This is a genomic window from Bacillus sp. FJAT-25509, from assembly GCF_001420605.1.
Classification (GTDB): Bacteria; Bacillota; Bacilli; order Bacillales; family Bacillaceae_G; genus Gottfriedia.
On the sequence record NZ_LJIZ01000013.1, the window covers coordinates 302,160 to 324,797 of the forward strand.

At 32.3% G+C, this 22,638-nt stretch carries 31 protein-coding genes; 24 read left to right on the top strand and 7 right to left on the bottom strand.

Features of this window, described 5'->3' with window-relative positions; genetic code table 11:
* Positions 1–2 precede the first annotated feature (2 nt).
* From AN960_RS08740 to AN960_RS08760, 5 genes are all read left to right on the top strand, one after another.
* Positions 3–1,121, top strand: a complete 1,119-nt coding sequence (locus tag AN960_RS08740) for a GAF domain-containing sensor histidine kinase (protein ID WP_056469705.1) — start codon at positions 3–5, stop codon at positions 1,119–1,121.
* Between the two features lie 13 nt (positions 1,122–1,134).
* Positions 1,135–1,782, top strand: a complete 648-nt coding sequence (locus AN960_RS08745) for a response regulator (protein WP_056469707.1) — start codon at positions 1,135–1,137, stop codon at positions 1,780–1,782.
* A 48-nt stretch (positions 1,783–1,830) separates the two neighbouring features.
* The gene (gene panE, locus AN960_RS08750) at positions 1,831–2,784 is read left to right on the top strand and encodes a 2-dehydropantoate 2-reductase (protein ID WP_056469711.1); all 954 of its coding nucleotides are present in this window, start codon (positions 1,831–1,833) and stop codon (positions 2,782–2,784) included.
* A 134-nt stretch (positions 2,785–2,918) separates the two neighbouring features.
* Positions 2,919–3,467 carry an NADPH-dependent FMN reductase gene (locus tag AN960_RS08755; RefSeq protein ID WP_056469714.1) on the top strand — a complete coding sequence of 183 codons (549 nt, stop codon included), beginning with the start codon at positions 2,919–2,921 and terminating at the stop codon, positions 3,465–3,467.
* A gap of 17 nt (positions 3,468–3,484) precedes the next feature.
* Complete coding sequence (locus tag AN960_RS08760) at positions 3,485–3,886, top strand: VOC family protein (RefSeq protein ID WP_056469717.1); 402 nt, start codon at positions 3,485–3,487, stop codon at positions 3,884–3,886.
* Positions 3,887–4,039: 153 nt separating this feature from the next.
* On the opposite strand, the gene AN960_RS08765 is transcribed toward AN960_RS08760, so the two are convergent.
* On the bottom strand, positions 4,040–4,477 hold the full coding sequence (locus tag AN960_RS08765; protein WP_082459443.1) for a YmaF family protein: 438 nt from the start codon (positions 4,475–4,477) through the stop codon (positions 4,040–4,042).
* 174 nt (positions 4,478–4,651) lie between these two features.
* Between AN960_RS08765 and AN960_RS08770 the strand changes: the two genes are divergently transcribed.
* Both AN960_RS08770 and AN960_RS08775 read left to right on the top strand, forming a co-directional pair.
* A complete protein-coding gene (locus AN960_RS08770) occupies positions 4,652–5,122 on the top strand; it encodes an Lrp/AsnC family transcriptional regulator (RefSeq protein ID WP_056469727.1) in 471 nt (156 codons plus the stop codon).
* 10 nt (positions 5,123–5,132) lie between these two features.
* Positions 5,133–5,747: a LysE family translocator gene (locus tag AN960_RS08775; protein WP_056469730.1), complete on the top strand. Its 615-nt coding sequence runs from the start codon at positions 5,133–5,135 to the stop codon at positions 5,745–5,747.
* A 145-nt stretch (positions 5,748–5,892) separates the two neighbouring features.
* On the opposite strand, the gene AN960_RS08780 is transcribed toward AN960_RS08775, so the two are convergent.
* Positions 5,893–6,144 (bottom strand): hypothetical protein, encoded by a 252-nt coding sequence (locus tag AN960_RS08780; protein WP_056469733.1) that lies wholly within the window; start codon positions 6,142–6,144, stop codon positions 5,893–5,895.
* Positions 6,145–6,417: 273 nt separating this feature from the next.
* On the opposite strand from AN960_RS08780, the gene AN960_RS08785 reads away from it, so the two are divergent.
* The gene (locus AN960_RS08785) at positions 6,418–6,846 is read left to right on the top strand and encodes an Rrf2 family transcriptional regulator (protein ID WP_056469736.1); all 429 of its coding nucleotides are present in this window, start codon (positions 6,418–6,420) and stop codon (positions 6,844–6,846) included.
* A 140-nt stretch (positions 6,847–6,986) separates the two neighbouring features.
* Positions 6,987–7,628 (top strand): NAD(P)-dependent oxidoreductase, encoded by a 642-nt coding sequence (locus AN960_RS08790; protein WP_056469737.1) that lies wholly within the window; start codon positions 6,987–6,989, stop codon positions 7,626–7,628.
* 110 nt (positions 7,629–7,738) lie between these two features.
* Here AN960_RS08790 and AN960_RS08795 read toward each other — a convergent pair whose 3' ends face one another.
* The 3 genes from AN960_RS08795 to AN960_RS08805 are packed head-to-tail and all read right to left on the bottom strand — an operon-like array spanning position 7,739 to position 9,113.
* Entirely contained in the window at positions 7,739–8,371 is a 633-nt protein-coding gene (locus AN960_RS08795; RefSeq protein ID WP_056469740.1) for a hypothetical protein, read from the bottom strand.
* Positions 8,372–8,382: 11 nt separating this feature from the next.
* On the bottom strand, positions 8,383–8,787 hold the full coding sequence (locus AN960_RS08800; RefSeq protein ID WP_056469743.1) for a permease prefix domain 1-containing protein: 405 nt from the start codon (positions 8,785–8,787) through the stop codon (positions 8,383–8,385).
* Positions 8,787–9,113, bottom strand: coding sequence for a PadR family transcriptional regulator (locus tag AN960_RS08805; RefSeq protein ID WP_056469746.1), 327 nt, complete (start codon positions 9,111–9,113; stop codon positions 8,787–8,789). Before AN960_RS08805 ends, AN960_RS08800 begins: the two co-directional genes overlap by 1 nt.
* 236 nt (positions 9,114–9,349) lie before the next feature.
* Here AN960_RS08805 and AN960_RS08810 point away from each other — a divergent pair, with 236 nt between their 5' ends.
* The 3 genes from AN960_RS08810 (at position 9,350) to AN960_RS08820 (ending at position 12,710) form a co-directional block, all read left to right on the top strand.
* Positions 9,350–10,651 (top strand): FAD-dependent oxidoreductase, encoded by a 1,302-nt coding sequence (locus AN960_RS08810; RefSeq protein WP_056469749.1) that lies wholly within the window; start codon positions 9,350–9,352, stop codon positions 10,649–10,651.
* Positions 10,652–10,671: 20 nt separating this feature from the next.
* On the top strand, positions 10,672–11,556 hold the full coding sequence (gene sigJ / locus AN960_RS08815) for an RNA polymerase sigma factor SigJ (RefSeq protein ID WP_056469752.1): 885 nt from the start codon (positions 10,672–10,674) through the stop codon (positions 11,554–11,556).
* A gap of 365 nt (positions 11,557–11,921) precedes the next feature.
* Positions 11,922–12,710 carry an EcsC family protein gene (locus AN960_RS08820; RefSeq protein ID WP_056469754.1) on the top strand — a complete coding sequence of 263 codons (789 nt, stop codon included), beginning with the start codon at positions 11,922–11,924 and terminating at the stop codon, positions 12,708–12,710.
* Between the two features lie 66 nt (positions 12,711–12,776).
* Here AN960_RS08820 and AN960_RS08825 read toward each other — a convergent pair whose 3' ends face one another.
* Positions 12,777–13,433, bottom strand: coding sequence for a hypothetical protein (locus tag AN960_RS08825; RefSeq protein ID WP_056469757.1), 657 nt, complete (start codon positions 13,431–13,433; stop codon positions 12,777–12,779).
* A 263-nt stretch (positions 13,434–13,696) separates the two neighbouring features.
* Between AN960_RS08825 and AN960_RS08830 the strand changes: the two genes are divergently transcribed.
* Positions 13,697–14,278 carry a VanZ family protein gene (locus tag AN960_RS08830; protein WP_056469760.1) on the top strand — a complete coding sequence of 194 codons (582 nt, stop codon included), beginning with the start codon at positions 13,697–13,699 and terminating at the stop codon, positions 14,276–14,278.
* Positions 14,279–14,280: 2 nt separating this feature from the next.
* On the opposite strand, the gene AN960_RS08835 is transcribed toward AN960_RS08830, so the two are convergent.
* Positions 14,281–14,991, bottom strand: a complete 711-nt coding sequence (locus tag AN960_RS08835; RefSeq protein WP_056469763.1) for a polysaccharide deacetylase family protein — start codon at positions 14,989–14,991, stop codon at positions 14,281–14,283.
* Positions 14,992–15,252: 261 nt separating this feature from the next.
* Here AN960_RS08835 and AN960_RS08840 point away from each other — a divergent pair, with 261 nt between their 5' ends.
* The 11 genes from AN960_RS08840 (at position 15,253) to AN960_RS08890 (ending at position 22,482) form a co-directional block, all read left to right on the top strand.
* Complete coding sequence (locus AN960_RS08840; protein WP_056469776.1) at positions 15,253–15,693, top strand: MarR family winged helix-turn-helix transcriptional regulator; 441 nt, start codon at positions 15,253–15,255, stop codon at positions 15,691–15,693.
* Positions 15,694–15,716: 23 nt separating this feature from the next.
* Positions 15,717–16,658: a ring-cleaving dioxygenase gene (locus tag AN960_RS08845; RefSeq protein ID WP_056469780.1), complete on the top strand. Its 942-nt coding sequence runs from the start codon at positions 15,717–15,719 to the stop codon at positions 16,656–16,658.
* 2 nt (positions 16,659–16,660) lie between these two features.
* The gene (locus tag AN960_RS08850; RefSeq protein ID WP_056469783.1) at positions 16,661–17,266 is read left to right on the top strand and encodes an alpha/beta hydrolase; all 606 of its coding nucleotides are present in this window, start codon (positions 16,661–16,663) and stop codon (positions 17,264–17,266) included.
* 16 nt (positions 17,267–17,282) lie between these two features.
* The gene (locus AN960_RS08855; protein ID WP_056469986.1) at positions 17,283–17,888 is read left to right on the top strand and encodes a flavin reductase family protein; all 606 of its coding nucleotides are present in this window, start codon (positions 17,283–17,285) and stop codon (positions 17,886–17,888) included.
* A gap of 150 nt (positions 17,889–18,038) precedes the next feature.
* The gene (gene sigY, locus AN960_RS08860; protein ID WP_056469786.1) at positions 18,039–18,578 is read left to right on the top strand and encodes an RNA polymerase sigma factor SigY; all 540 of its coding nucleotides are present in this window, start codon (positions 18,039–18,041) and stop codon (positions 18,576–18,578) included.
* On the top strand, positions 18,571–18,867 hold the full coding sequence (locus tag AN960_RS08865; RefSeq protein WP_056469788.1) for a YxlC family protein: 297 nt from the start codon (positions 18,571–18,573) through the stop codon (positions 18,865–18,867). The genes sigY and AN960_RS08865 overlap by 8 nt, the downstream gene beginning before the upstream one ends.
* A 1-nt stretch (position 18,868) precedes the next feature.
* Positions 18,869–19,072 carry a transcriptional regulator gene (locus AN960_RS08870; protein ID WP_286131656.1) on the top strand — a complete coding sequence of 68 codons (204 nt, stop codon included), beginning with the start codon at positions 18,869–18,871 and terminating at the stop codon, positions 19,070–19,072.
* Between the two features lie 210 nt (positions 19,073–19,282).
* Positions 19,283–19,675: a GntR family transcriptional regulator gene (locus tag AN960_RS08875; RefSeq protein ID WP_056469789.1), complete on the top strand. Its 393-nt coding sequence runs from the start codon at positions 19,283–19,285 to the stop codon at positions 19,673–19,675.
* Entirely contained in the window at positions 19,676–20,365 is a 690-nt protein-coding gene (locus AN960_RS08880) for an ABC transporter ATP-binding protein (RefSeq protein ID WP_056469792.1), read from the top strand.
* Entirely contained in the window at positions 20,362–21,204 is an 843-nt protein-coding gene (locus AN960_RS08885; protein ID WP_056469794.1) for a hypothetical protein, read from the top strand. The genes AN960_RS08880 and AN960_RS08885 overlap by 4 nt, the downstream gene beginning before the upstream one ends.
* 12 nt (positions 21,205–21,216) lie before the next feature.
* Complete coding sequence (locus AN960_RS08890; protein WP_056469797.1) at positions 21,217–22,482, top strand: hypothetical protein; 1,266 nt, start codon at positions 21,217–21,219, stop codon at positions 22,480–22,482.
* The last annotated feature ends 156 nt before the right edge of the window (positions 22,483–22,638 follow it).

The following is a 22,638-nucleotide window of genomic DNA, read 5'->3' on the forward strand; positions in this document are numbered from 1 at the left end:
GTATGAAAAAAGAATCATTTCTTTTAGAGCTACAAGTATTAAAAGAAATTGCAGAAATATTAAACGAGGGTACTGATTTACACAGTACCCTCAATTGTGCCTTAGCCAAATTAGTTCAAGTTACGGGTCTAGATACAGGATGGATTTTTTTAATTGATAAAAATGGAGATTTTGAATTAGTCGCTTCACATGAATTACCCCCAGCTCTCATGAACGAAGAAGCTAAGCCAATGTGCAATGGAGATTGTTGGTGTGTAAATAAATATAATACAGGCAGACTTAATAAGGCATCAAACATTATGGAATGTAAAAGATTAGAAGACTCAATTATTCATAATTGGGGAGAAACAAATGGTGTCACCCATCATGCGACTGTACCACTGCAAGCAGGTGAAGAATCTTTTGGTTTATTAAATGTTGCTGCTTCTAATAAATTAAAATTTGATCAGGAAGAATTGAATTTACTAGGTGCAGTTGCGTTGCAAATTGGAACGGCAATTAAACGAATTCAATTAACTGAAAAGGTAAAAGAGTTTGAGTTGATTCAAGAACGAAATCGTCTTGCTAAGGACTTACACGACTCAGTTAGTCAATTATTGTTTTCAATTAATGTAACTGCTAAAGCAGGTGCAAATGTATCCGACAGTCCGAAGTTAAAGGATACTTTTAATCATATTCAACAAATTGCCCAAGAAGCGCAAGCAGAAATGAAAGCTTTAATATGGCAGCTTAGGCCACATGGTATTGAAAAAGGAATAGTTAGCGCATTAATTAACTATGGTGAAATGCTAGGATTAAAAGTAATTACTAATATAAAAGGAACAACGATCTTACCTTCTAAAATAGAAGAAACGTTATGGCGTGTAGGTCAGGAAGCGTTTAATAATTGTAGAAAACATTCAGGACAAAATACGGTATATTTACAGTTATCAATCAGTACTAAGAAAGCAAAAATGACGATTCGAGATCAGGGTGTAGGTTTTATATGCCCAAAGGACGTACAAATCCCAACATTAGGTTTGAAAAGCATGAAGGAAAGAGTCGAATCGATAAAAGGGTCGTTTTTAGTTGAAAGTGATTTGAATAAAGGAACAAAAATTACGACGAATATCCCTTTTTAAGAAGGAGAGTTTTATGTCTATTAAAATATTAATTGCTGATGATCATCATGTAGTTAGGAGAGGACTTATTTTCTTCTTAAATACGCAAGATGATATTGAGGTTATCGGAGAAGCATCGAACGGAGAAGAGGCATTAAGCTTAGTAAAAGAGTTAAGACCTGATATTGTTATCATGGATTTAGCGATGCCAGTTCTAGATGGAATTGAGGCAACCAAAAGAATAAAAATAGAGGGTTTAGCTGTAAAAGTAATGATATTAACTAGTTTTTATGATCAAGATCATATTTTACCTGCTATTGAAGCGGGTGCAGCTGGTTATTATTTAAAAGATAGTGACCCAGATGAGCTCGTTTCCGCAATCCGAAAGATACATGATGGGGAAAAACAGTTTCATTCAAAGGTTACGACGCAATTAGTTTCTGCTTTAACTGGGAAGATAGAAACGAAGAACGATGAGTCATTTCAAGATAAATTAACAAAACGAGAAATGGATGTATTGAAGGAAATAACGAGGGGAAAAAGTAATAAAGAAATAGCAGCATCTTTATTTATTACAGAAAAAACTGTAAAAACTCATGTTTCGAATATTTTAGCAAAGACTCAGCTTCAAGATCGAACTCAACTGGCACTTTACGCAGTTCGAAATGGGATTTTGAAATAGACATTAGCAAGTTCAGATTTTTAATTTTTAATAGAAAGGAAGAGTTTGATGCGAATTCTTGTATTAGGAGCTGGAGGAATTGGCGGCTATTTTGGAGGACGCTTAGTAGAAAAGGGTGAAGATGTTACATTTCTAGTACGAGCTAATCGGAAAAAGCAGCTAGAGGAAAATGGTTTGGTCATTCGTAGTGTTAATGGTGATTTTTCATTTCAACCGAATCTAATTTCGGCAAAGAGTCCTGCAGAGATTTTTGATATTGTGCTTTTCTCGACTAAGTCATATCATTTAAGCGATGCTATTTTGGATGTAAAACCGTTTGTAGGTGATCAAACTGTTATTTTACCTCTTTTGAATGGGATTGCTCATCTAAATCCTTTAAAACAGGCCTTTGGTGAAGCAAAGGTTATAGGCGGTTTATGTTTTATTGAAACAACTTTGAATGAAGCTGGGGAAGTTGCTCAAACAAGTAAAGCATCTAGACTTGTATTTGGTGAATTCTTAAGTAAAGAAACTGACCGTATTAAAAGAATTGCTGATGCATTTAACGGTTCAAAAGCTGAATTTGTCCATAGTAAACAGATTGAACGTGATATGTGGCATAAATATTTGTTTATTACTGTAATGTCTGGTGTTACATCACTTATGCGTGCTCCTATTGGTCCAATTAGAGAAAGTGATGGTGGAAGAGCTACGATCCGTGAATTATTTGAAGAATGCGCTAATATTATGAGGTCCCATGGTGCACCGATTTCTGAAAGTATTGTGGATGAGCATATGAAATCAATCGATGCACTTGGATATGATATGAAGTCCTCTTTGCAGAGGGATATGGAAAAAGGTTCCTTAGTAGAAGGGGATCATTTGCAAGGGTATTTACTAGAACTTGCAAAGGAAAAGGGTATAACTGCTAAATTACTTGAATTAGTTTATCAAAATATTAAAGTTTATCAAAAAATGAATCAAGATCGTAGTAATCGAGAAACTGACCGTTTATCTGTTTGAAATCTACAACTTTAGTTGTAGATTTTTTTTATTTTTATATACTCCTAAACGTGTAGAAAAGTTCTATCAAACGACTGAAGTTTGGACGTTAGTAATTGACTATACTAAAGGTACAGATTAAAGGAGTGGAAAATATGAATATTATAATGATAAATGGTAGCCCTAGAAAAGAAGGGCGTACAGGTAAATTAACTACAATCATCTCGAAAAAATACAATGTAAAAACAATTGATTTAAGTGAACTGGTATTACCTATTTATAATGGTCAAGAAGAACAAAATGAAATAGCAAATATCCAAAAGCTAAGATCACAGCTAGAAAATGCTGATGCTATGATCATTGCAACACCGGAATATCATGGTGGAATGAGCGGCGCATTAAAAAATGCTTTTGACTTTTTAGGTAGTAAGCATTTTAAAGATAAGCCAGTTGCAATATTGGCTGTATCCGGTGGAGGAAAGGGTGGAATTAATGCACTTAACAATATGAGAATTGTTTTAAGAGCATTGTATGCAAATGTTTTATCGAAACAAGTTGTGATTGATCCATCAGATTTTATTTCAGAAGGTACTGCGTTAGAAGAAAACACATCATATTCAGTTGATAGCTTATTTCAAGAATTGAAGCTCTATACACAAATAACAAAAAAGCTAAATGAAGAATGGGTAGCATCAAATTATTAAAGGATAAGGTGATGACAATGAAAAACTGGGTTCAATTTAGAATTGCAAGACCTACAAACCAATTAGCTGAAATAAGTAAATTCTATGGTGAAGGGCTTGGATTAAAAAAAGTGGGCAGTTTTCAAAATCATAATGGGTATGATGGGATCATGTTTGGATTACCTGATGTTGAATACCATTTAGAATTTACTCAACATATTGATGGAAGCCCATGTCCTGCCCCAACAAAGGATAATCTTTTAGTATTTTATATACCTCATAAAGCTGAAATAAATCTTGTCAAAAACCGATTAAATAATATGGGTTATATTGACGTTGAACCTGAGAATCCTTATTGGCTCGGAAAAGGTACTACATTTGAAGACCCGGATGGATGGAGAATTGTGTTAATGAATACTGAAGGATTGAGGAATACTTAGGATTTTATTTTAAGTTTTAAATATAAAACACACTGAAGAGGGCGTCCATAAGTCAGTTAACCTGACTTATGAGACTCCCTCTTAATTAATTCGGTATAGACTTATGTATATTATTGTGAAAGAAATATACATAAATTGAATTTTACAATTGGCTTAAACTAATGGTCTATCGATTAAGGTAGCGAATTCAAGATCGTGTTCATGATTATCAATGATCGTTGTCATTCCTTTGACAAAGTGAACATGCTTACCGTTTCCTACTGGAATAGGAGGTCCAGTTTCAATAATAACCTCGTGATGATGATCTAGAAAATCTGTATTTACTATAATTCGATGTATATGACTGTGTCTTCCTACTGGAATGACTTCGCTTGTAACTCCAGCAAAACGATGATTATGTCGGTCTTCACCTTCTTCTGCAAGTTTAGTACTTGCTACGAACTCATGTACATGTGTTTGAGGCTTTTCTTCTTTGGGTTTTACTTCTTTCTCTTCATTAGGCTCTCTTTCATTTTCTTCATTTAGCTCTCTTTCTCTTTCTCGTTCTCTTTCCCTTAGTCTTTTTCGATATTCAAACGGGTCTCTTTTCATAAATTGACGCCCCCTTCGATAAAGATTGTCTTCCTTTTTCATCTTATTAGTACCAGTAAATAAATATGTTTATTAAACGTTAATATTTAGATGTTTTTTTATTTTAAATTATTGAATTACTTTCATAAAATAAGTAAAATATAGTTAATACTTATAAAAAGAAGGTAGATATGTATGGATTCTTACGATTTAAAAATTATTAATCATTTAATGGATAATTCTAGAATAAAGTGGGCGGATTTAGCTAGTGAGGTTGGCTTGTCAGCTCCGGCTACTGCTGAACGTGTTAACCGACTAGTTGAACAAGGTGTGATTAAAGGATTTGGTGTTCTAGTTGATTCAGAAAAAGTTGGAAGTGAATTAACTGCGTTTGTAGCTGTCTCGCTTGAGCGACCTGAAAATCGAGCTCCTTTTTTAGAACTTGTTAATCAATTAGATGAGGTACAGGAATGTCACCATATTGCAGGTGAAGATGATTATTTACTAAAAATAAGAAGTAGAAATACAAAAGACTTGGACCGAGTAATTAGTCATGAAATAAAAGGGTTAAAGGGCGTAATAAGAACAAAAACAACGATTGTAATAGATACAACGAAAGAAACCTTTCGACTGCCATTGCAAAAGCATAAATTTTCTATAGAGTAGGGAGGGCAACATGAATCTGGAATTTTATATTAAAGGCTTATTAATTGGTCTATCAATTGCTGCACCTGTTGGCCCAATTGGGGTACTGTGTATCCGTAGAACTTTAGCGTATGGAAGAATGGTTGGTTTAGCTTCTGGACTTGGGGCTGCTACTGCTGATGGTATTTATGGTTTAGTTGCAGGCTTTGGATTAACTATCATTATGAATTTTTTAATTGGTCAACATTTTTGGATTCAGTTAATCGGTGGTATATTCCTATGTTATTTAGGTGTAAAAACAATTATTTCAAAAGCCAGCTATACTCAATCTGATACACAGAAGAAAAATATGATTAATGCATTTTTATCGGTTTTATTTTTAACGCTGACAAACCCAATGACGATTCTATCATTTATCGCCATTTTTGCAGGATTAGGAATTTCGAATTCAGATAGCAATATTGCTTCGTCCATCATTTTAGTATTAGGTGTTTTTTGTGGTTCAAGTTTATGGTGGGTAATATTAAGCAGTGGGGTAGGGCTATTTAGATCTCGAATCAATGATCGGTCTTTAACATTAATTAACCGTTTATCAGGTATGATTATTATTATTTTTGGTGGTATAGCTTTGTATGGATTAATGTGAAATTTCACTTAGGATTAGTAAATAGCGGGTTTAATGATTGGTGTTTTAGGAATTATGTCACTTATTAAGTAAAGGAGGAAGCTATATACTAATAGCTCCCTTCTTATTGGTTCTTTGTGCTCTTTAGATTTGAATGGAAAGTCTTTTATTTATTGTAAAAAAACACAACATACCAAATTCCAATCGTTAGGAATGCTCCTAATGCGATAAATATTGCCTTATATACCCAATGAGGTAGGAAGAACAAGATAGCACCTATTCCGCTTACGCCATTTCCTCCAACACCACTGTTTTTTAAATCTGCATGAGCTTCTTTTTTATACATGATACCAAAACCAAGTAAAAACAAACCTATAATCGTAAAGCAAATTAGATAAGCAAGATCATTTCCATTCATTTTCTTCACCCTTTTATTAATGTTTCTTAATAACTTAAGGATAAGTTAGCTATTATAATTGTTCAACCATTTTTATCCATTTTTGAATAAATTTTAACTACTATGGCACTGGTGTAAGTTTACCTCTAATAGTAGCTGTTAACGATTTTCTGCTGTTTAACTTGGCTTTATTAAATAAAAAAATATAAATTGATCATAAGTTTGTGTAAAATAAATAGTATTGACATATAATAATTGTTGTAACTATAATGGTTACATCGGAGGTTGAATCCTATGAAAATCAGTAGTCGTTTTACCGTTGCTGTTCATATTTTATCTTTAGTTACGATGGAGAATAGCACGCTTTGTACTTCCGAATGGATTGCAGGAAGTGTAAATACGAATCCAGTCGTAATTAGAAGAGTAATGGGAAAACTTAAGAATGCTGGGTTAATTCAAGTCCGTCGAGGAACTGGTGGAGCTTCACTTCATAAGCCTTTAAGTGAAATTACACTTTTAGATGTTTATAGAGCGGTTGAAGTTGTAGATGAAGGAGAACTTTTTCAATTTCATGATAAACCGAATCCGAATTGTCCAGTCGGTGCAAATATTCAAGCAGTGTTAGAGCTGATCTTAAATCGAGCACAAGAAGCAATGGAAAAAATACTGGACGAAGTTACTATGGAAGAATTAGTTACAGTATTAAGCAAAAAAATTGGATAATATCATTCAATTTTTTTTGTTAACGATGTAACTAGATTTGTTACATCTGTATATTATTTATATTTTTTTAAAGTGGTTGTAACCTCCTTTGTTACAACTGTGAGGTCAAAATAACTTAAATTTTAGGAGGAAGAAAAAAGATGAAAATTGGTATAATTGGAGCAACAGGAAAAGCAGGAAATCTTATTTTAAAAGAAGCGGTAGAAAGAGGCCATGAGGTAACAGCAATCGTAAGAAGTGCTTCTAAATTAACGAATAAAGAAGTACCAGTGTTGGAAAAGGATTTATTAGATTTAAATTCAAATGACTTAAAGCAATTTGATGTTGTTGTAAATGCATTTAAAGCAGCGGAAGGTCAAGAGCATCTTTATATTGAAGCTGGGAATGTCTTAATAAATGCGTTAAAAGATGCCAAAGATACAAAATTAATCGTAGTTGGTGGAGCAGGAAGCTTGTATGTTGATGAAGACAAAACGATTCAATTAGTGGACACACCTGAATTTCCAAAAGAATATTATGCAACTGCATCAAATATGACAAAACATCTTCACGACTTACAAAAAACAACTGATATTAAGTGGACGTTTATTAGTCCAGCGGCATTTTTTGATCCGAATGGTAAGCGTACTGGAGCTTATCAAAAAGGAAAAGACAATTTTATTGTTAATAAAAAAGGTAATAGCTACGTAAGTTATGCTGACTATGCAATTGCATTACTAGACGAAATTGAAAATCCTCAACACTTAAATGAACGATTTACATTGGTTTCTGAAGCAGAATAAGCTTTTGTCTATGAAGCGATTCTTTATTAGAATCGCTTTTTGCTCTTTATAAAAATAAAAAGGACCGCATAATTTGAAGTCCACCAAGCTCAGGAGCGTACAATTAATATCTATATTTGTTTCTTTTTATAACTATAAAAATACATACTTAGAGGCCACCAAATAACTGCAAATATTGGATATACAGCCCAAATTGTATCTGGGGATGAAATGAGATTTACAATGATAAAGAAAATACTAATTAGAATGCTAGCTGTAAAAGAAAAAGCTACAAACGCTTTTCTTTTTGCATGATAAATTGATAATGGCCACCAAATAATTGCGAATGCCGGATAAATGACCCAAGGATATTCTGGAGAAGCGATAAAATTCAATAACCCATAATATGCGATTGTAATGATACTGCCAAGGAGAGCAATCGGTAAAGTTCTAGCATTTTTACCTAAATACATGAAGACTGGCCAACTAATAATAGGGAAAGCAGCATAGAAAAACCAAAGATAATCAGGTGAGTGAATTAAGTTTTCCGTTAACAAGAATGCTAAGAGTACGATACTGCCAAAGAGTGAGAATTGCTTCATCGATCTTTTTCCAATGAAGTATAAACTAATTGGCCAAAATAAAATGAAAAAACATGGGTAAATGAACCAAATCGTGTTAGGAGATGTAATAAAATTTACGAGCATAAAAAAGACCATTGTCATAATACAGCCTGCAGTTGCAAAACCGATATAATTTTTCACTGATATTCACCTCACTTTTTACGTTGCCAGTAGAAATACATTGAAAGGGGCCACCATAATAATCCAAAGGTTGGATACACAAACCATATAGTCTTTGGAGTATAGTAAAAATTAATAAATAAGAAAAAAGCGATTAGTAAACCACTACCCCAAATTGAGTAAGATAAATTTAGCTTTGCAAAATTTGACTTTTTGCTATCTGGTTTTCTAACACCAAGTTCACTCTTTAATTCCTCAATATCACCAAATTCTACAATTGCTTTGTTTATAGCGTCTTCTTCTTCCTTACCATTTTCCATTAAAAACATGACTTTTTCTTCTAAGTTTTGAATGATCTCTTGCTTAACTATTTCTGATTGTTCAGTTTTAGGAACATCTTTAAATAGTTCTTCAATATGATTTCTAATTTTTTTCATTATATCTCCTCCATGAATAAATCAATTATTTCTTTTACTTCCTGCCATTCTTTTACTAATTCACTTAAATATGCTTTACCTAATGAAGTAATTTTGTAATATTTTCTTTTTCCACCGTGTGTAATATCGCCAAAATAAGCTTCCACTAATTCTTTTTTTTCTAAGCGCTGAAATACAGCGTATAATGTTGCTTCTTTTATTTGAAACCGATTGTCTGTCCGTAAACCAATTTCTTGAGAAATCTCATATCCGTAGCGGTCTTTCTCAGAAATGAGCTTTAATATGATTGAGTCAAGATGCCCGCGTATGATATCACTTCTAACCATAAATCCACCTTCTATAATATTATTCTATCTGATAGAGTAATGTTAACAATAATTACTCTATCTGTCAAAGTAATTTTATGTAATTCTGTTTATCACTATTCGAGAGAAATGAAATAAGCCCGTCCGAAGCTAATATAAAATAATTATTTTTTCTTTGTCCTGCTCTACTATATGTCACATTTTTTGTATTTCATTCGTCTTAATTAATGAAGAAAAGGAAAGGGAGAGATAATATTATGAATTTAAATCAAATAGATGGTCATCAAAAATGGGATGTTACTGTATTAGGTGGTGGTATTGCGGGGTTAACTGCTTCGATCTACTTAGCTCAAGCAGGTAAAAAAGTACTTCTATTGGATAAAGCATCTAAATTAGGTGGGAGAGGTATTTCTAATACAATTGGCGATGCACATTTAAATCTTGGAGCACACGCACTATATACAAACTGTATCGAAATTTTAAATGAAGTAGGTGTTACTGTTTCAGGCAAACTTCCAAAATTGAGTGGGGCATTTATTCTTGGAGATCAATCTAAACAAATGAAAATAATAGAGGCAATTAATTTATTTTTGGGTAATCATTTAAAATGGAAAGAAAAAATGGAATTTATTCGATTTTACCGACATATTCGTAAAATGGACTTAGATGAGATCAATCATATTACTTTAGAAGAATATTTAAATAGAAAAATAACAAGTCACCGTATAAAGAATTTAATTTTAGCCTTTGTACGCGTATCTACCTTTACAAGTAATTCAGAAATGATAAGTGCAGGAGTGGCAATTGGCCAGCTTCGTAGTGCTAAAGTATTGTATATAAATGACGGATGGCAATCAATTGTTAACGACCTAATTAAAAAGGCGAATCAACTTGGTGTTACGATTCAAAATAGTGCAGTAGTATCTAAAATTACTGGCTCTTATCCAAACATAAATCTTATCTTGAAAAATGATACTAGGATCAACACTAGCTGTTTGTTATCAACTATTAACCCAATTGATTTAGTTAAGTTAATAGATGAGCCAGTCTCAGATTCATTTTTACAAAAATGTAATCAAATGGTGCCAGTAAAAGCTGCATGCCTTGACCTTGTGATGAATGGTTTACCGAATCCAAAACTCAACTTTGCTTTAGGTGTAGATCAACCATGGTATTTTTCAAATCATTCAACAGTAGCTAAATTATCGAAAGAAGGCGAAAGTGTAGTCCATATAATGAAATATTTAAACTCGGTCAACGAAACAGATTCTGCAAAAGATGAGGAAGAGCTTGAAAGTTTACTTGATTTAGTTCAACCAGGTTGGAGAGAGTACGTCATTTCACGTCGCTATCTTCCTAAGCTTATTGTATCCAACGACATAAAAAAGCCATTTGATAAATTAGGCAACAATTTATCAAATAATGAATTGGGCATAGAAGGTATTTACGTTGCAGGGGATTGGGTAGGGGAGACAGAACTTCTATTGAATGCATCACTAAAGAGCGCTAAAAATGCTACTAAACTTATAAATGAGAAGCTCGAACTTCAACTAATTTAAGATAGAGGAGAAGATACTCCATGGAAGTAGATTATCTATATTCTCAATATAAACCACTTTTATTTTCAATAGGATATAGTATGCTAGGTTCGGTTGAGGATTCGGAGGATTTGGTACAGGATACTTTTCTCACAGTTCATAAGATGAATCAATCCATCACAAAAGAAGAGCCGAATAATATAAAAGCATTTTTATGTAAAGTTATGACAAACCGTTGCTTGGATTTATTAAAATCCTCAAAAAATAAACGTGAAGTTTATATAGGACCGTGGCTTCCAGAACCGATTATTCAGAACTTACCTGAAGATTTACATGATGATCCGATGGAAAAGATGATTTTAGATGAAACGATAACCTATGCATTTTTAGTTTTACTTGAACAGCTAAATCCAATCGAAAGGGCAGTATTTGTATTACGTGAAGCTTTTCAGTTTGACTTTCGTACAATCGCAAATATTTTAAATAAAACCGAATTGAATTGCCGTAAAATATTCAGTAGACTTCAACGCAAAGTCCAAAGTAAGGATGGAGTTGAAAAACGTAATCTAAATCAAGAGCTAACCATTGCAAAACGATTTATAGAAGCTGCTGAAACAGGTAATTTAGAAATGCTAATATCACTTTTAACGGAAGATATCGTACTAATTACTGACGCTGGTGGCAAAACGAAAGCTGCACTTCGCCCAATCAACCTACAGAAAAATGTTATTGCATTCCTTGTTGGAGTGAGGAAGAAGATAAACTCTCCATCCGAAATCGAAATTGCTTTGATCAATAATCAAATTGGATTAATTGTTAAAAGTGAAGGCGAGGAGCCAACCGTAATTTGTTTTGAAATAGAAGGAGATCGTTATCGAAGTATTTATATGCTTCGAAACCCGGATAAGATAAGATTATTAGGTTGATTATGAAGATCATTTTAAACATTAGAACAGGGTGTCCCACTTTTTATGGGATACCTTGTTTTTTAGAGGTAAGAAAATGAAAGCATCTTACTTATAGAGGGTTCATGAGTAAGTAAAAATGTGAAAATGAGGAATTTAGTAACTCTTAGAGGGTTGATGAGTAAGTACAAAAGCAAAAATAAGAAAAAAGCTAACTCATAAGGTGCTCATGAGTAAGTAAAATAGCAAAAATAAGAAAAATACTAACTCAAAAGAGTAAAAGGGGTAAGTCTAAGAACAGCCCTTTTTTATTTTTGGTTTTTTTCACAAAAAGCTTTATAGTTTTAGTAGTCACTATGTTCAGATTAAAAATTTTAGGAGTGTTTATGGAAACGAAAGAGTATCTAATAATGCAGCTTAATGAAATTGAAAAATGGGAAAAAGATCAAAAAAGCGTATTTTTTTGGGAGAAAATTGGTAGAATTCCATTTATGATTTTGGATAAAATTACACCTAAGTTCATTCATGATAAGATTGGAGTTATTTTAGATGAGCTATCTAAGTATGTGAATGCTGGTGGTCAATATTTAGTAAGTGTTCCTTCAACTCTAACTAGGATGAGTAAGGAGCTTTCTATTCAAGAATTAACCGAAATGGAAATGGTCAATCAACTTAGTCTTGAACAAATGGATCTTGTTTCGAATGGTTTTATTGCTAGTCGTAAACAATTTGCAAAGGTCCAAGGAGCGACAACAGGTTTTGGTGGAATGTTTACGATTGCGATTGATATACCAATTTTATTAGGACTTACATTAAAGACACTTCAAGAAATAGCGATTTCTTATGGTTATGATCCAAATGATCAAATGGAGAGAGTCTTCATTATTAAATGCTTGCAATTTACATCTGCTGATATAGTTGGTAAAAAGGCTATATTAGAAGAGTTAACAAATATTGAAGGAAAAAAAGCCTTTTCTCAAATTGAAGGTTGGAGAGAAGTATTTTATACATATCGAGATAACATGGGCTGGAAGAAACTGTTTCAAATGGTCCCAATTGCAGGTTTAATATTTGGTGCATATGTAAATAAACAAGCAATTGAAGATGTTGGCGAGGCTGGTAGAATGCTTTATAAAAAAAGACGGATCATGGAAAGATTGCATGATTTAAAATAAGCAGAAAAAAGATGAATTTAGTTTAGAGCTAAATTCATCTTTTTTGTTAATTAATCAAACGTTTGTTTAAGATTTAAATTTATTCGGGAATTGCTTAATAATGCCTGAAGAAATAGTATCAGCTATAGGAATCATATGTTGAAGACCAGCATCAAATGCTTTCACATTGCCGTCCCAGTCCATTTTTATTCTAGTTACAGCTTCATTTGTTACCATTTTTAAATGTGTATATAGTAAGTCTTTTAAAGCTTGATTTGTCCAATTTGGATTTGCTTTACTCAAAAATGCAGCAATGTCATCTGCATTTTTAAACCATTGATCGTTTAATGTTTTTAAAGTTGCCATATCATTCGCTTTCGCAGCATCAACAATTTTACCAGCCAGTACAATATGTTCGGTTAATAGTTTAGCAAGTTGATCTCCAGCGGCAGCACCATAATATGGTTTAATTGCATTCCCAATATCTTGTTGATTTCTTAATAGTCTTGCAAGTACTACTTCCTTATCTGGCATTCCAGCAACAGCACTAACAATATACTTACTAGTCCATATTAAATGATCCATCCAAAGCTTTCTCATATCAGCTTTGAAATTACATGCTGAGTTACTTATGCATCTTCCATGAGCTCGAGTATCCATTTGTTCGGCACTGGATTTAATAGGGGATAAAATTAGTGCAAAACATAAAAATAGAGATGTGAATTTTAGTAATTGTTTCTTCATCTAGATGTCTCCTTTGAAATGTTTTCAAAATGTACCAGTATTATTTTGGATTTTTTTTCAAGTAATATTCAAAGTTTTATATTTATCTCAATTGTGAAAGTAATAATAAGCACCTGACTTATATGGAAATATCAAAATTGATTCGATGAACTATATAAAATAAAGTGATTTTGATATAGTATAATAAATTGTGGTAAAAAATGGTAAAAACGAAACACTGCAAGATGTTTCTTATTCCTTGGAAGGTGAAGGGGAGGAAAGTATTGTTAAATTATTTATATCCAAGTATCTTTATCATGACTGTAATCATTTTATTTTTTGGTTATAGATACTTTAAAGGTTACATTACTCTACTAAAATATTTATATTGGATCATCTTTGGAATCTACATTACATGTATCGTCGATATTACTTTGTTTCCATTTCCTTATCAAAAATATCTAATTCAGGTCATGATTGAGGATCACTTGGGATATACAAATAATTTTGTCCCTTTAAAAGTAGTTGTAGATTCAATAAGATATGGATCATTTTCAATTGCTCTCAAGCAAGTTGGCGGAAATATTGTATTATTTATGCCATTAGGATTTGCTTTGCGAGTCCTATATCCTAAAATTATGAAAAGTAAAACGATATTAGTTGGTTTTACTGTAAGTTTAGGGATTGAAATAATCCAAGGAACCACAGGAATTTTCCTCGGATACAATTATCGATCATGCGACATTGATGATATATTATTAAATACATTTGGCACTGTGTTAGGAGTTTTAGTCTTTAGTTTAAGCACTAAATTTTCCATAAAGAAGAAAAACGATAATCAATATATAAAAAGACAAGGAGCTTGATGCTACTTGTCTTTTTGTAACTTCTGAAGCTCTTTCACTGTCACAAATTTATATCCATCTTTCGATAATAAATCCAATATCCCCTTAATTGTTGCTAATTCTTTACCAGTTTTATCGTACATCGGATGAATTAAAATAATTGAACCCGGTTTAATATTTTTCTTTACGTAGTTTATTTTGTCTTCAGGATTTGTGTAAAAAGTATCTGGCTCCAAATTCCATGTAATCGTTTCTCGGTTATGTTTATGCATGTAATACGGTAACCCAAATAGTTTTTTACCATTTGGTGGACGGAACTCAATATCCCCTTTATAGCCAACTTTTCGAATTAGTTTATCTGTCTTTTCTATTTCATTTTTGATAAATGAAGGTGATTTTAGCACCATTCTTTCGTGAGAATATGTATGATTTCCAACTTGTTGTCCCGCATCCACAATTTTTTTAGTTTCCTCGGGATTCTTTTCAATTTCATTACCGATTAGAAAAAAAGTAGCTTTTGCATTGTATTGATCTAAAAGTGGAAGAATGTTATCAACGTTTTTGGTTGGACCGTCGTCAAATGTTAAAGCCACTACTTTTTGGTTAGTGTGTACTTCGTTTGTTAACCCACCAAAAAGCTGAAAAGATCTTGCATTCATTAGCTTGTACGATCCAAATAAGATCAGAAACAAAATTAGAATACTTGCACTTATCTTAAGTAATCTTTTTTTCATCAATTTACCTGTCTTTCTAGTTATTGAAATTAAACATAATTATAACATCACTAATTAAAAAAAGAATAAAAGAAGGAAATTAAAGGGAATTTAAGATTAATGGAAGAAGTAGTGTAATACAGTATTTTAAGGTATGAAATAGATATGAATTCGAAAGTAATTTTAGAAAATAGGTTTTTATTTAGATAAAAAACAATCTACTTGCAAAGTTATCAGTTTAGTATTAAACTGATAACAAGATCGAATCAAAGAGGTGAAAAAATGTTAAATAGTCATAATGAAGCTTCTGCAAACAAATCAAAAAATTTAGCAGTATTACTTTGGTTTCGATTAGCTCGTTTTTATCTTAAAAATGTTAGAGAATCAAATAATCAATTGAAAAAATGGGGACTGACGACTGCTCAATTTGATGTAATAGTCCATGTTGGGCGAAATAAGCGTCTTACTCAGCAAGAATTAGCCGATAAATTAGTTGTTACAAAAGGAAATGTGACTCATCTATTAAAGAAAATGGAAGAGCTTCAATGGATTAAAAGAGAAGTAGAATGGAAAAACAAATATCTCTCTTTAACAGAGATCGGTCACAAAATGTATGAAGAAATCGTTCCTACACAGGATGAGTTTCAACAAGCTCAATTCAGTAAATTAACTGAAGAAGAGCAATTACAATTACTTACTTTATTAAGGAAATTAAATAAATAATGAATTAGAACGGAGGAGAGTTTATGGAAAAAATGAAAGGTATACATCATATCACTGCGATAGTTGGTGATCCACAAGAAAATATGGATTTCTACGCTGGGATTTTAGGCTTACGCTTTGTGAAAAAAACAATTAATTTTGATGATCCAGGTACGTATCACTTTTATTTTGGAGATGAATCTGCAAAACCAGGAACGATCATGACTTTTTTCCCTTGGGCTAATGCATATAGAGGAAAAGTAGGAAGTGGGCAAGTAGGAATCACAACATTTTTAATCCCAGCTAACTCAATGGGATTTTGGGAAAATCGTTTAGCATCTTTTAAAATTCAAACAAAAAAAGTAAGTCGATTTGGAGAAACATTTCTTCAATTTGAAGACTTTCATGGCTTACAGCTTGAATTAGTAGGAAGGGATGCTGGCCAGGAAAATACTTGGGAATTTAATGGTGTTACAAAGGATGTAGCAATTAAAGGGTTTGGTGGTGCAGTTTTATATTCTGGAGCACCAAATAAAACAGCTGAATTATTGGAAAACGTAATGGAATTAGAATGCTTAGGTCAAGAGGGTAACTATTTACGTTTTAAGGCTGCTGGTGATATTGGAAATATTATCGATATTGAATTAGCAGCAGTAGGAAGAGGCGCTATGGGAGTAGGAACTGTCCATCATATTGCATGGAGGGCAAGTAATGATGAAGAACATGTAAAATGGCAAGATAAGTTATATGACAATCATTATGGAGTTACTGAAGTAAAAGATCGAAATTATTTTAATGCTATTTATTTTCGTGAAAATGGTGGCCTATTATTTGAAATTGCAACTGATCCACCAGGATTTATGATTGATGAGGATATTGACCATTTAGGAGAACAGTTAATGCTACCAAAGTGGCAGGAACCACATCGTGAAATAATAGAAAATCACTTACAACCAATTGTTGTTAGAGAAGTGAAAGGAGAATGACGATGAAGCACGTATTTAATAGAGGAAGTAATCCATCAAAACCAACATTTTTATTATTACATGGTACAGGTGGAAATGAACTGGATCTATTACCTATCGCAGGTATGATCGATGATGAAGCTTCTGTTTTATCTGTAAGAGGTAATGTGAGCGAAAATGGAATGCCACGTTTTTTTAAGCGATTAGCTGAAGGTGTATTTGATATGGAAGATTTAGTTTTCCGTACAAAAGAATTAAAAGAGTTTATTGAATCGGCTTCCGCAGAACATGGATTTGAACCAAACAATATGATCGCAATTGGTTATTCAAACGGTGCAAACATTGCAGGTAGCTTACTGTTCCATTATGAAAATGTATTTAAAGGAGCAATGCTATTGCATCCGATGGTACCGATTCGTGATCTAGAATTACCAAATATGAAAGATGTGTCAGTCTTCATTGGTGCAGGAAAAAATGATCCAATTTGTTTACCACAAGAAACGGAAGAATTAGCATCATTGTTAGACGGGGCTGGCGCAAAAGTCGTTACTCATTGGGAAAACATGGGGCATAGCTTAACTAGATCGGAAATTGAAGCAGCAGCTGATTGGTACAAAAATAACTTTTAAGGAGTATGCAATAATGATGAAATCTTTTTCTCCAGCGGATTTAAGTGATCGTGATAATTATAAGTTCTTAATTGGTGGGATTATTCCAAGACCAATTGCTTTTGTTACAACTGAATCAAATGAGAATGTCTTAAATGGAGCACCATTTAGCTATTTCAACATCGTAACGTCTAATCCACCTATGATATCTGTATCAGTTCAGCGACAAAACGGTAAACAAAAAGATACAGCTAGAAATGCGATTGAGAAAAAAGAGTTCGTTGTCCATATTGTTGATGAATCAAATGTTGAAGCGATTAATAAAACAGCTGCTGCATTGCCACCTACTGAGAGCGAAGTTAAATTAGCAGGGTTAACCCCAGTAGAAAGTGTAATGGTTTCAGTTCCAGGAGTGAAGGAGTCAAAAATTCGAATGGAATGCATTTTAGAGCAAGCAATTCCATTAGGAAAAGATAATGAGGCTTGCGACTTATTAATAGGCAAGGTTGTTTATTTTCATATAGAAGATGAAATTTATGAAAATGGACGGATCGATGCAGATGGCTTAAAAGCAGTTAGTCGTTTAGCAGGGAATGATTATGCTAAAGTTGGAGAAATGTTTACGATTGATCGTCCTAAATAAGTTTAATAAGAGTGAAGGGTAAAGTCGAATTTACCCCTCACTTTTTTTTTGAAAAAAATTAAAAGAAAAATGAACGATTTGCAGAACCTAATCGTATAACAAATGAAAACTAAATAAATATTGAATAAGTTAGCTAGGAAGGAGGAAGAAATGGCTGATTTAGATGAATTAGAAATTATTAAGGATGCTCAGCAAGGTGACCAAGATGCATTTGCTAAACTTTTTCAAATCCATTATTCCTTTTTATATAAATACGTATTGAAGATAACGTTAAATCAACAAACTGCAGAAGATTTAGTGCAGGATACGATGCTGAAAGGTTATGACAATATAAAGAAATACAATGGTCAATCAAAATTTTCAACTTGGCTAATAACAATCGCTACTAGACTTTATTTAGATCAACAAAGAAAGAAAAAGCGCGAATGGTTTTGGCAAAAAAATGAGTCTGTAGAATTATCCCGTTCCTTAAATTGGCAGTTGGCTTATAAAGGGTTTGAGTGGAGTGATATTATGGAGGGTTTTGAAAAGCTTAAATCGGAAGTGCGAGCGGCCATATTATTAAAGCATTACTACGGCTATACGAACGAAGAAATTGGAAATATGATGGAAATTCGAGAAGGAACGGTTAAATCAAGAATTCATAATGGAATGAAGGAGTTAAGAAAGGAGTTAATGCAAGATGGATAAAGAAGAAATTGTTTCGGCATTTAAGCAGTTTGATGAATTAACGAATATTCAAGAACCTTCAATCAACGCAATTACAGAAAAGATTAAAAGTCATCAAGAAAAAAAGAAAACGATTTTTCTTAAGGAATTAATAATATTCATTTGTGTAGCATGCAGTTTATTTATAGGTACACTACTTATAGCGTTAGAAGCACCAGTGAGTATTGTTATTATTCAAGGTTTAGGCTTTATTGTACTACCAATTATTTTTAAACGAGATAAAAAGAAAATAGAAAGTGAGTGGATTTAAAGTGGAATGGACAACAGAAAATATTATCATATTAGTTTTAGTCTTCACAATTTTAATAATTCAAAGTATCACACTTTTTACAAAAGCTAAAAAGAGAAATCGTTCAGCCTGGTTATGGGGGCTGTTAGGTATGATCCAATTTCCTTGGCCTAGTATCTTCTTTTACTTTTTAGTTGTTCGAAAAGATCGAAAAAAACTAAATTAAGGATAGCGTACAAATACTAGACTAATTGGAACGGTTCAATTAAGTCTAGTATTTTTTAATTTTATGTTTGACAATTTTAGTGTATTACCTGTATAGTACACGTATAAGGTGTATTAACCGAGTGACACGCATTGTTATGGATTAGGTGTATGAACTAAGTAGTACACACACATACTAATTAAATTGTATTAAGAACGAGGAGGTGGATTGATGGAATTTATAGTGAATAACCGTGAACCCGTTTATTTACAGGTCGTTAGGCATTTTAAACAACAAATTGCCAAAAGACTATTAGAAGCTGGTCAAGAAATACCATCAAGAAGAGAATTAGCTGTTCAATTTAATATAAATCCAAATACTGTACAAAAAGCATACAAGGAAATGGAGGAACAAGGATTGATTACGACTGAACGAAATTTCCCTAGTAAGATTACGACTGATATAAAAGTGTTAAATGGTGTACGAAATGAATTGATTATGGAAGCTGTAAATGAATTCGTCGATTCAATTAAAGTAATAAATGTTCCTGTAGAAGAATTACTTACAATGGTTAAACAAAACTATGAACAAAAGATAAAAGAAGAAAAGAAAGGAGATGCTTAAATGATCCAAGTAAAAAATGTTTCAAAAAAATATGGTCGAAAAAATGTTTTGCGTGATATTTCTTTCACTGCAAATAAAGGAGAAATCACTTGTTTAATTGGTATTAATGGTGTTGGTAAGTCGACAACGATGAAGGCGATTATGGGGATTACGCCAATCGATCGCGGTGAAATATTAATAGATGATAAGAAAATGAATCATACAATGTACGAAAATATCACCTTTATACCAGATACACTTACAATGCTTCCTAGTTTTACAGTTGGAGAAGCAATGCAGTTTATGAAAGACTTTTATGTAAATTGGAATCCAGAGCGTGCAAAAGAATTACTTGGATTTTTCCGTTTAAAGGAAGATGAGAAATTAGGTGAGCTTTCAAAAGGGAATGCTGCAAAAGCTAATTTACTTTTTGGTTTAGGACTAGATGTAGATTATGTTCTGATGGATGAACCTTTTTCTGGTATCGATATGTTTAGTAGAGAGCAAATTGCAAAAGTGTTTACAAGTCACTTAATTGAGGATCGAGGCGTGATTATAACTACGCACGAAATTAGTGATATTGAGCACTTAATCGATAAGGTCGTTTTATTAGATAACGGCGAGATTCTGAAAGAGTTTTATACAGAAGAAATTCGATTAGAAGAAGGTAAATCAGTGATGGATGTAATGAGAGAGGTGTATGAGTCGTGAATCGATATTTGAAACTAGTTAATTTTGAAGTTAATCGATTTTTTAAATTATATATAGGATTACTTATTATAGTAGCAATTTCGCAGTTCGTAAGTTTATTTTTAGTAAAGTCTTCTTATATGAAAATGGCGAATGATGCAAATTACGCAAGCTCTATGAAAGCAACCGAGGAATTCATTGCATCAAATGGATTGCTAAGCTTTAACCACGTTGCTAATCATGCATTATTTATTGGTCCAATTGTGATCAGTATCGCTTTAATGATGTTCTATGTTTTTATCATTTGGTACAGAGATTATTTCGGAAAAAATACGTTTATTTACCGTTTATTTATGCTTCCAACTTCAAGAATGACAATTTACTTTGCTAAAGCGACTACGATCTTAATTATGGTGTTGAGTTTACTTGCTTTTCAACTAATACTTATACCGATTGAAATAAAAGTATTTCAACAAATAGTTCCGAGTGAGCTTTTAGGAAAAATGAGTACGATTGACCTTTTTAGGAGTACTACTATTTTTACAATGATATTACCAAGTAATTTTATGGATTTCATTTTTAGGTATCTTATAGGAATGGGACTAGTATTTGCCCTGTTTACATTCATATTATTGGAGCGTAGTTATCGTTGGAAGGGCATAGTTTTTGGGATTTTATACGTGATTGCAATTGCAGGTGTACTTCTTATACCAGCTTTTATTGAATCCTATTTGTTTGGAGATGATTTTTCATTTTATCCTAGTGAAGTGTTCTATATGGAATTAGGCCTTATTACAATCATCATTACAGGTTCAATCTTATTTAGTAAATATTTATTAAAAAACAAAGTGTCGGTGTAAGGAGGAGTTAGAATGAAGCGATATCGTAATTTGGCAGTAATAGCCGTTGTCACGACAATTAGTTTAGGTACGTTTTTTACGAAAGTAGCTATGTCAGAAAGTAAGTTGCCTAAATTTTATTTAAAGACAGAAAGTGGAGATGAAAAATACGTTAAAGATTTAACTATGAGCGCTGGATATGGACAATTAGACGGTAGAAGTTTAAGTATTACAACTGATGGAAGTGTATATAAAGACAGTAATTCAATGTTTAGTGAGCTTGATAGTGACTACTTTAATTTAAAGAAATTAAATGATTTAAAAAAGAAAGAAAGAAACTTTATGCGCGGAAAAATTTCTTCTTCTCAATTTTATATCGATAAAGATTATGCATGGTACGCTGATGTAAAAGGTGGAAAAATTGGTGGCACTTATGAGCATAAAAATAATCACTTTAAAATGTATATAGATGGTCTTGATCTTCAAAATAAAGACCGTTTTAAATTTAAACTCGATATTCCAGAGGAAGAAAACTACTCATATATTAGTGTAGAAGATGTACAATTAATCGGAAAAGAATTAGTTGTTACTACTTATCAAAATAAAACCATGGATAATACAAATTCAGATGTAAATATCGATCAAACTGAACTGGTTATGTATCGAATTAATGTAAACCAAAAGAAAATTGTTGATCGTAAAGTTATTAATAAATCATCCAATGACCAAAAGACTCATACACATACTGACATACAAAATCTGATACAAGAATCAGATGAAACCGTTCCTTCTAAATACAATGTATTCAAAAAGACAAAACTAAAAGATACAGTTCAAACAAATGGTGAAACAACAACTGAAGAACTTAGAAATGAAGTAGTCATATTTAATTTAGAAAATAATAAAGATGAAACATTAAATTTATCGAATGAACAAAAAGAACAAGTGATGCAGAGTAATGTGATCCTTGAAAACGATAACTTGTATTTTATAACGAACGGTGATAAAGATCTTTCAGTATTAAAGTATAACCTTAACAATAAAAAAGTCGAAGGTGAACCAGTACTTATTTCTAAAGTAAATAGTAATAACCTTTCAAATTATAAAATCATTAATAGAAAACTATATGTAATTACGAATAATATAGAAAATCCAGGGAAGGTCAATAAAGATTTCATTATTGCTGACTTAGCAAATGGACAAAGTGTTTTCGAAGGTAAGATTGAAGTAAAGAATATTAAAGGAAATGCTAGTAAAGCATTAAAAAAATTACAAGTATATGATTTTAAGGTTGAATAAGTAGGACAGGAAAAAGATAAGAGATTGGTTATAGGGAAAGATTTTATAAAACTTATAAAATCTTTTCCTACTCCTTCTTCTTTCTTATTCCTGTTCTTTTTTCTTTACCTTATCCTTCACTTAAGGAATATACGTTCTAGTTTAATTACTTGAATT

Bases quoted from the DNA above. Each gene is read 5' to 3' on its own strand.
- AN960_RS08740 (WP_056469705.1), top strand. From the start codon at position 3: ATGAAAAAAGAATCATTTCTTTTAGAGCTACAAGTATTAAAAGAAATT.
- AN960_RS08745 (WP_056469707.1), top strand. From the start codon at position 1,135: ATGTCTATTAAAATATTAATTGCTGATGATCATCATGTAGTTAGGAGA.
- panE (WP_056469711.1), top strand. From the start codon at position 1,831: ATGCGAATTCTTGTATTAGGAGCTGGAGGAATTGGCGGCTATTTTGGA.
- AN960_RS08755 (WP_056469714.1), top strand. From the start codon at position 2,919: ATGAATATTATAATGATAAATGGTAGCCCTAGAAAAGAAGGGCGTACA.
- AN960_RS08760 (WP_056469717.1), top strand. From the start codon at position 3,485: ATGAAAAACTGGGTTCAATTTAGAATTGCAAGACCTACAAACCAATTA.
- AN960_RS08765 (WP_082459443.1), bottom strand. From the start codon at position 4,477: ATGAAAAGAGACCCGTTTGAATATCGAAAAAGACTAAGGGAAAGAGAA.
- AN960_RS08770 (WP_056469727.1), top strand. From the start codon at position 4,652: ATGGATTCTTACGATTTAAAAATTATTAATCATTTAATGGATAATTCT.
- AN960_RS08775 (WP_056469730.1), top strand. From the start codon at position 5,133: ATGAATCTGGAATTTTATATTAAAGGCTTATTAATTGGTCTATCAATT.
- AN960_RS08780 (WP_056469733.1), bottom strand. From the start codon at position 6,144: ATGAATGGAAATGATCTTGCTTATCTAATTTGCTTTACGATTATAGGT.
- AN960_RS08785 (WP_056469736.1), top strand. From the start codon at position 6,418: ATGAAAATCAGTAGTCGTTTTACCGTTGCTGTTCATATTTTATCTTTA.
- AN960_RS08790 (WP_056469737.1), top strand. From the start codon at position 6,987: ATGAAAATTGGTATAATTGGAGCAACAGGAAAAGCAGGAAATCTTATT.
- AN960_RS08800 (WP_056469743.1), bottom strand. From the start codon at position 8,787: ATGAAAAAAATTAGAAATCATATTGAAGAACTATTTAAAGATGTTCCT.
- AN960_RS08805 (WP_056469746.1), bottom strand. From the start codon at position 9,113: ATGGTTAGAAGTGATATCATACGCGGGCATCTTGACTCAATCATATTA.
- AN960_RS08810 (WP_056469749.1), top strand. From the start codon at position 9,350: ATGAATTTAAATCAAATAGATGGTCATCAAAAATGGGATGTTACTGTA.
- sigJ (WP_056469752.1), top strand. From the start codon at position 10,672: ATGGAAGTAGATTATCTATATTCTCAATATAAACCACTTTTATTTTCA.
- AN960_RS08820 (WP_056469754.1), top strand. From the start codon at position 11,922: ATGGAAACGAAAGAGTATCTAATAATGCAGCTTAATGAAATTGAAAAA.
- AN960_RS08825 (WP_056469757.1), bottom strand. From the start codon at position 13,433: ATGAAGAAACAATTACTAAAATTCACATCTCTATTTTTATGTTTTGCA.
- AN960_RS08835 (WP_056469763.1), bottom strand. From the start codon at position 14,991: ATGAAAAAAAGATTACTTAAGATAAGTGCAAGTATTCTAATTTTGTTT.
- AN960_RS08840 (WP_056469776.1), top strand. From the start codon at position 15,253: ATGTTAAATAGTCATAATGAAGCTTCTGCAAACAAATCAAAAAATTTA.
- AN960_RS08845 (WP_056469780.1), top strand. From the start codon at position 15,717: ATGGAAAAAATGAAAGGTATACATCATATCACTGCGATAGTTGGTGAT.
- AN960_RS08850 (WP_056469783.1), top strand. From the start codon at position 16,661: ATGAAGCACGTATTTAATAGAGGAAGTAATCCATCAAAACCAACATTT.
- AN960_RS08855 (WP_056469986.1), top strand. From the start codon at position 17,283: ATGAAATCTTTTTCTCCAGCGGATTTAAGTGATCGTGATAATTATAAG.
- sigY (WP_056469786.1), top strand. From the start codon at position 18,039: ATGGCTGATTTAGATGAATTAGAAATTATTAAGGATGCTCAGCAAGGT.
- AN960_RS08865 (WP_056469788.1), top strand. From the start codon at position 18,571: ATGGATAAAGAAGAAATTGTTTCGGCATTTAAGCAGTTTGATGAATTA.
- AN960_RS08875 (WP_056469789.1), top strand. From the start codon at position 19,283: ATGGAATTTATAGTGAATAACCGTGAACCCGTTTATTTACAGGTCGTT.
- AN960_RS08880 (WP_056469792.1), top strand. From the start codon at position 19,676: ATGATCCAAGTAAAAAATGTTTCAAAAAAATATGGTCGAAAAAATGTT.
- AN960_RS08890 (WP_056469797.1), top strand. From the start codon at position 21,217: ATGAAGCGATATCGTAATTTGGCAGTAATAGCCGTTGTCACGACAATT.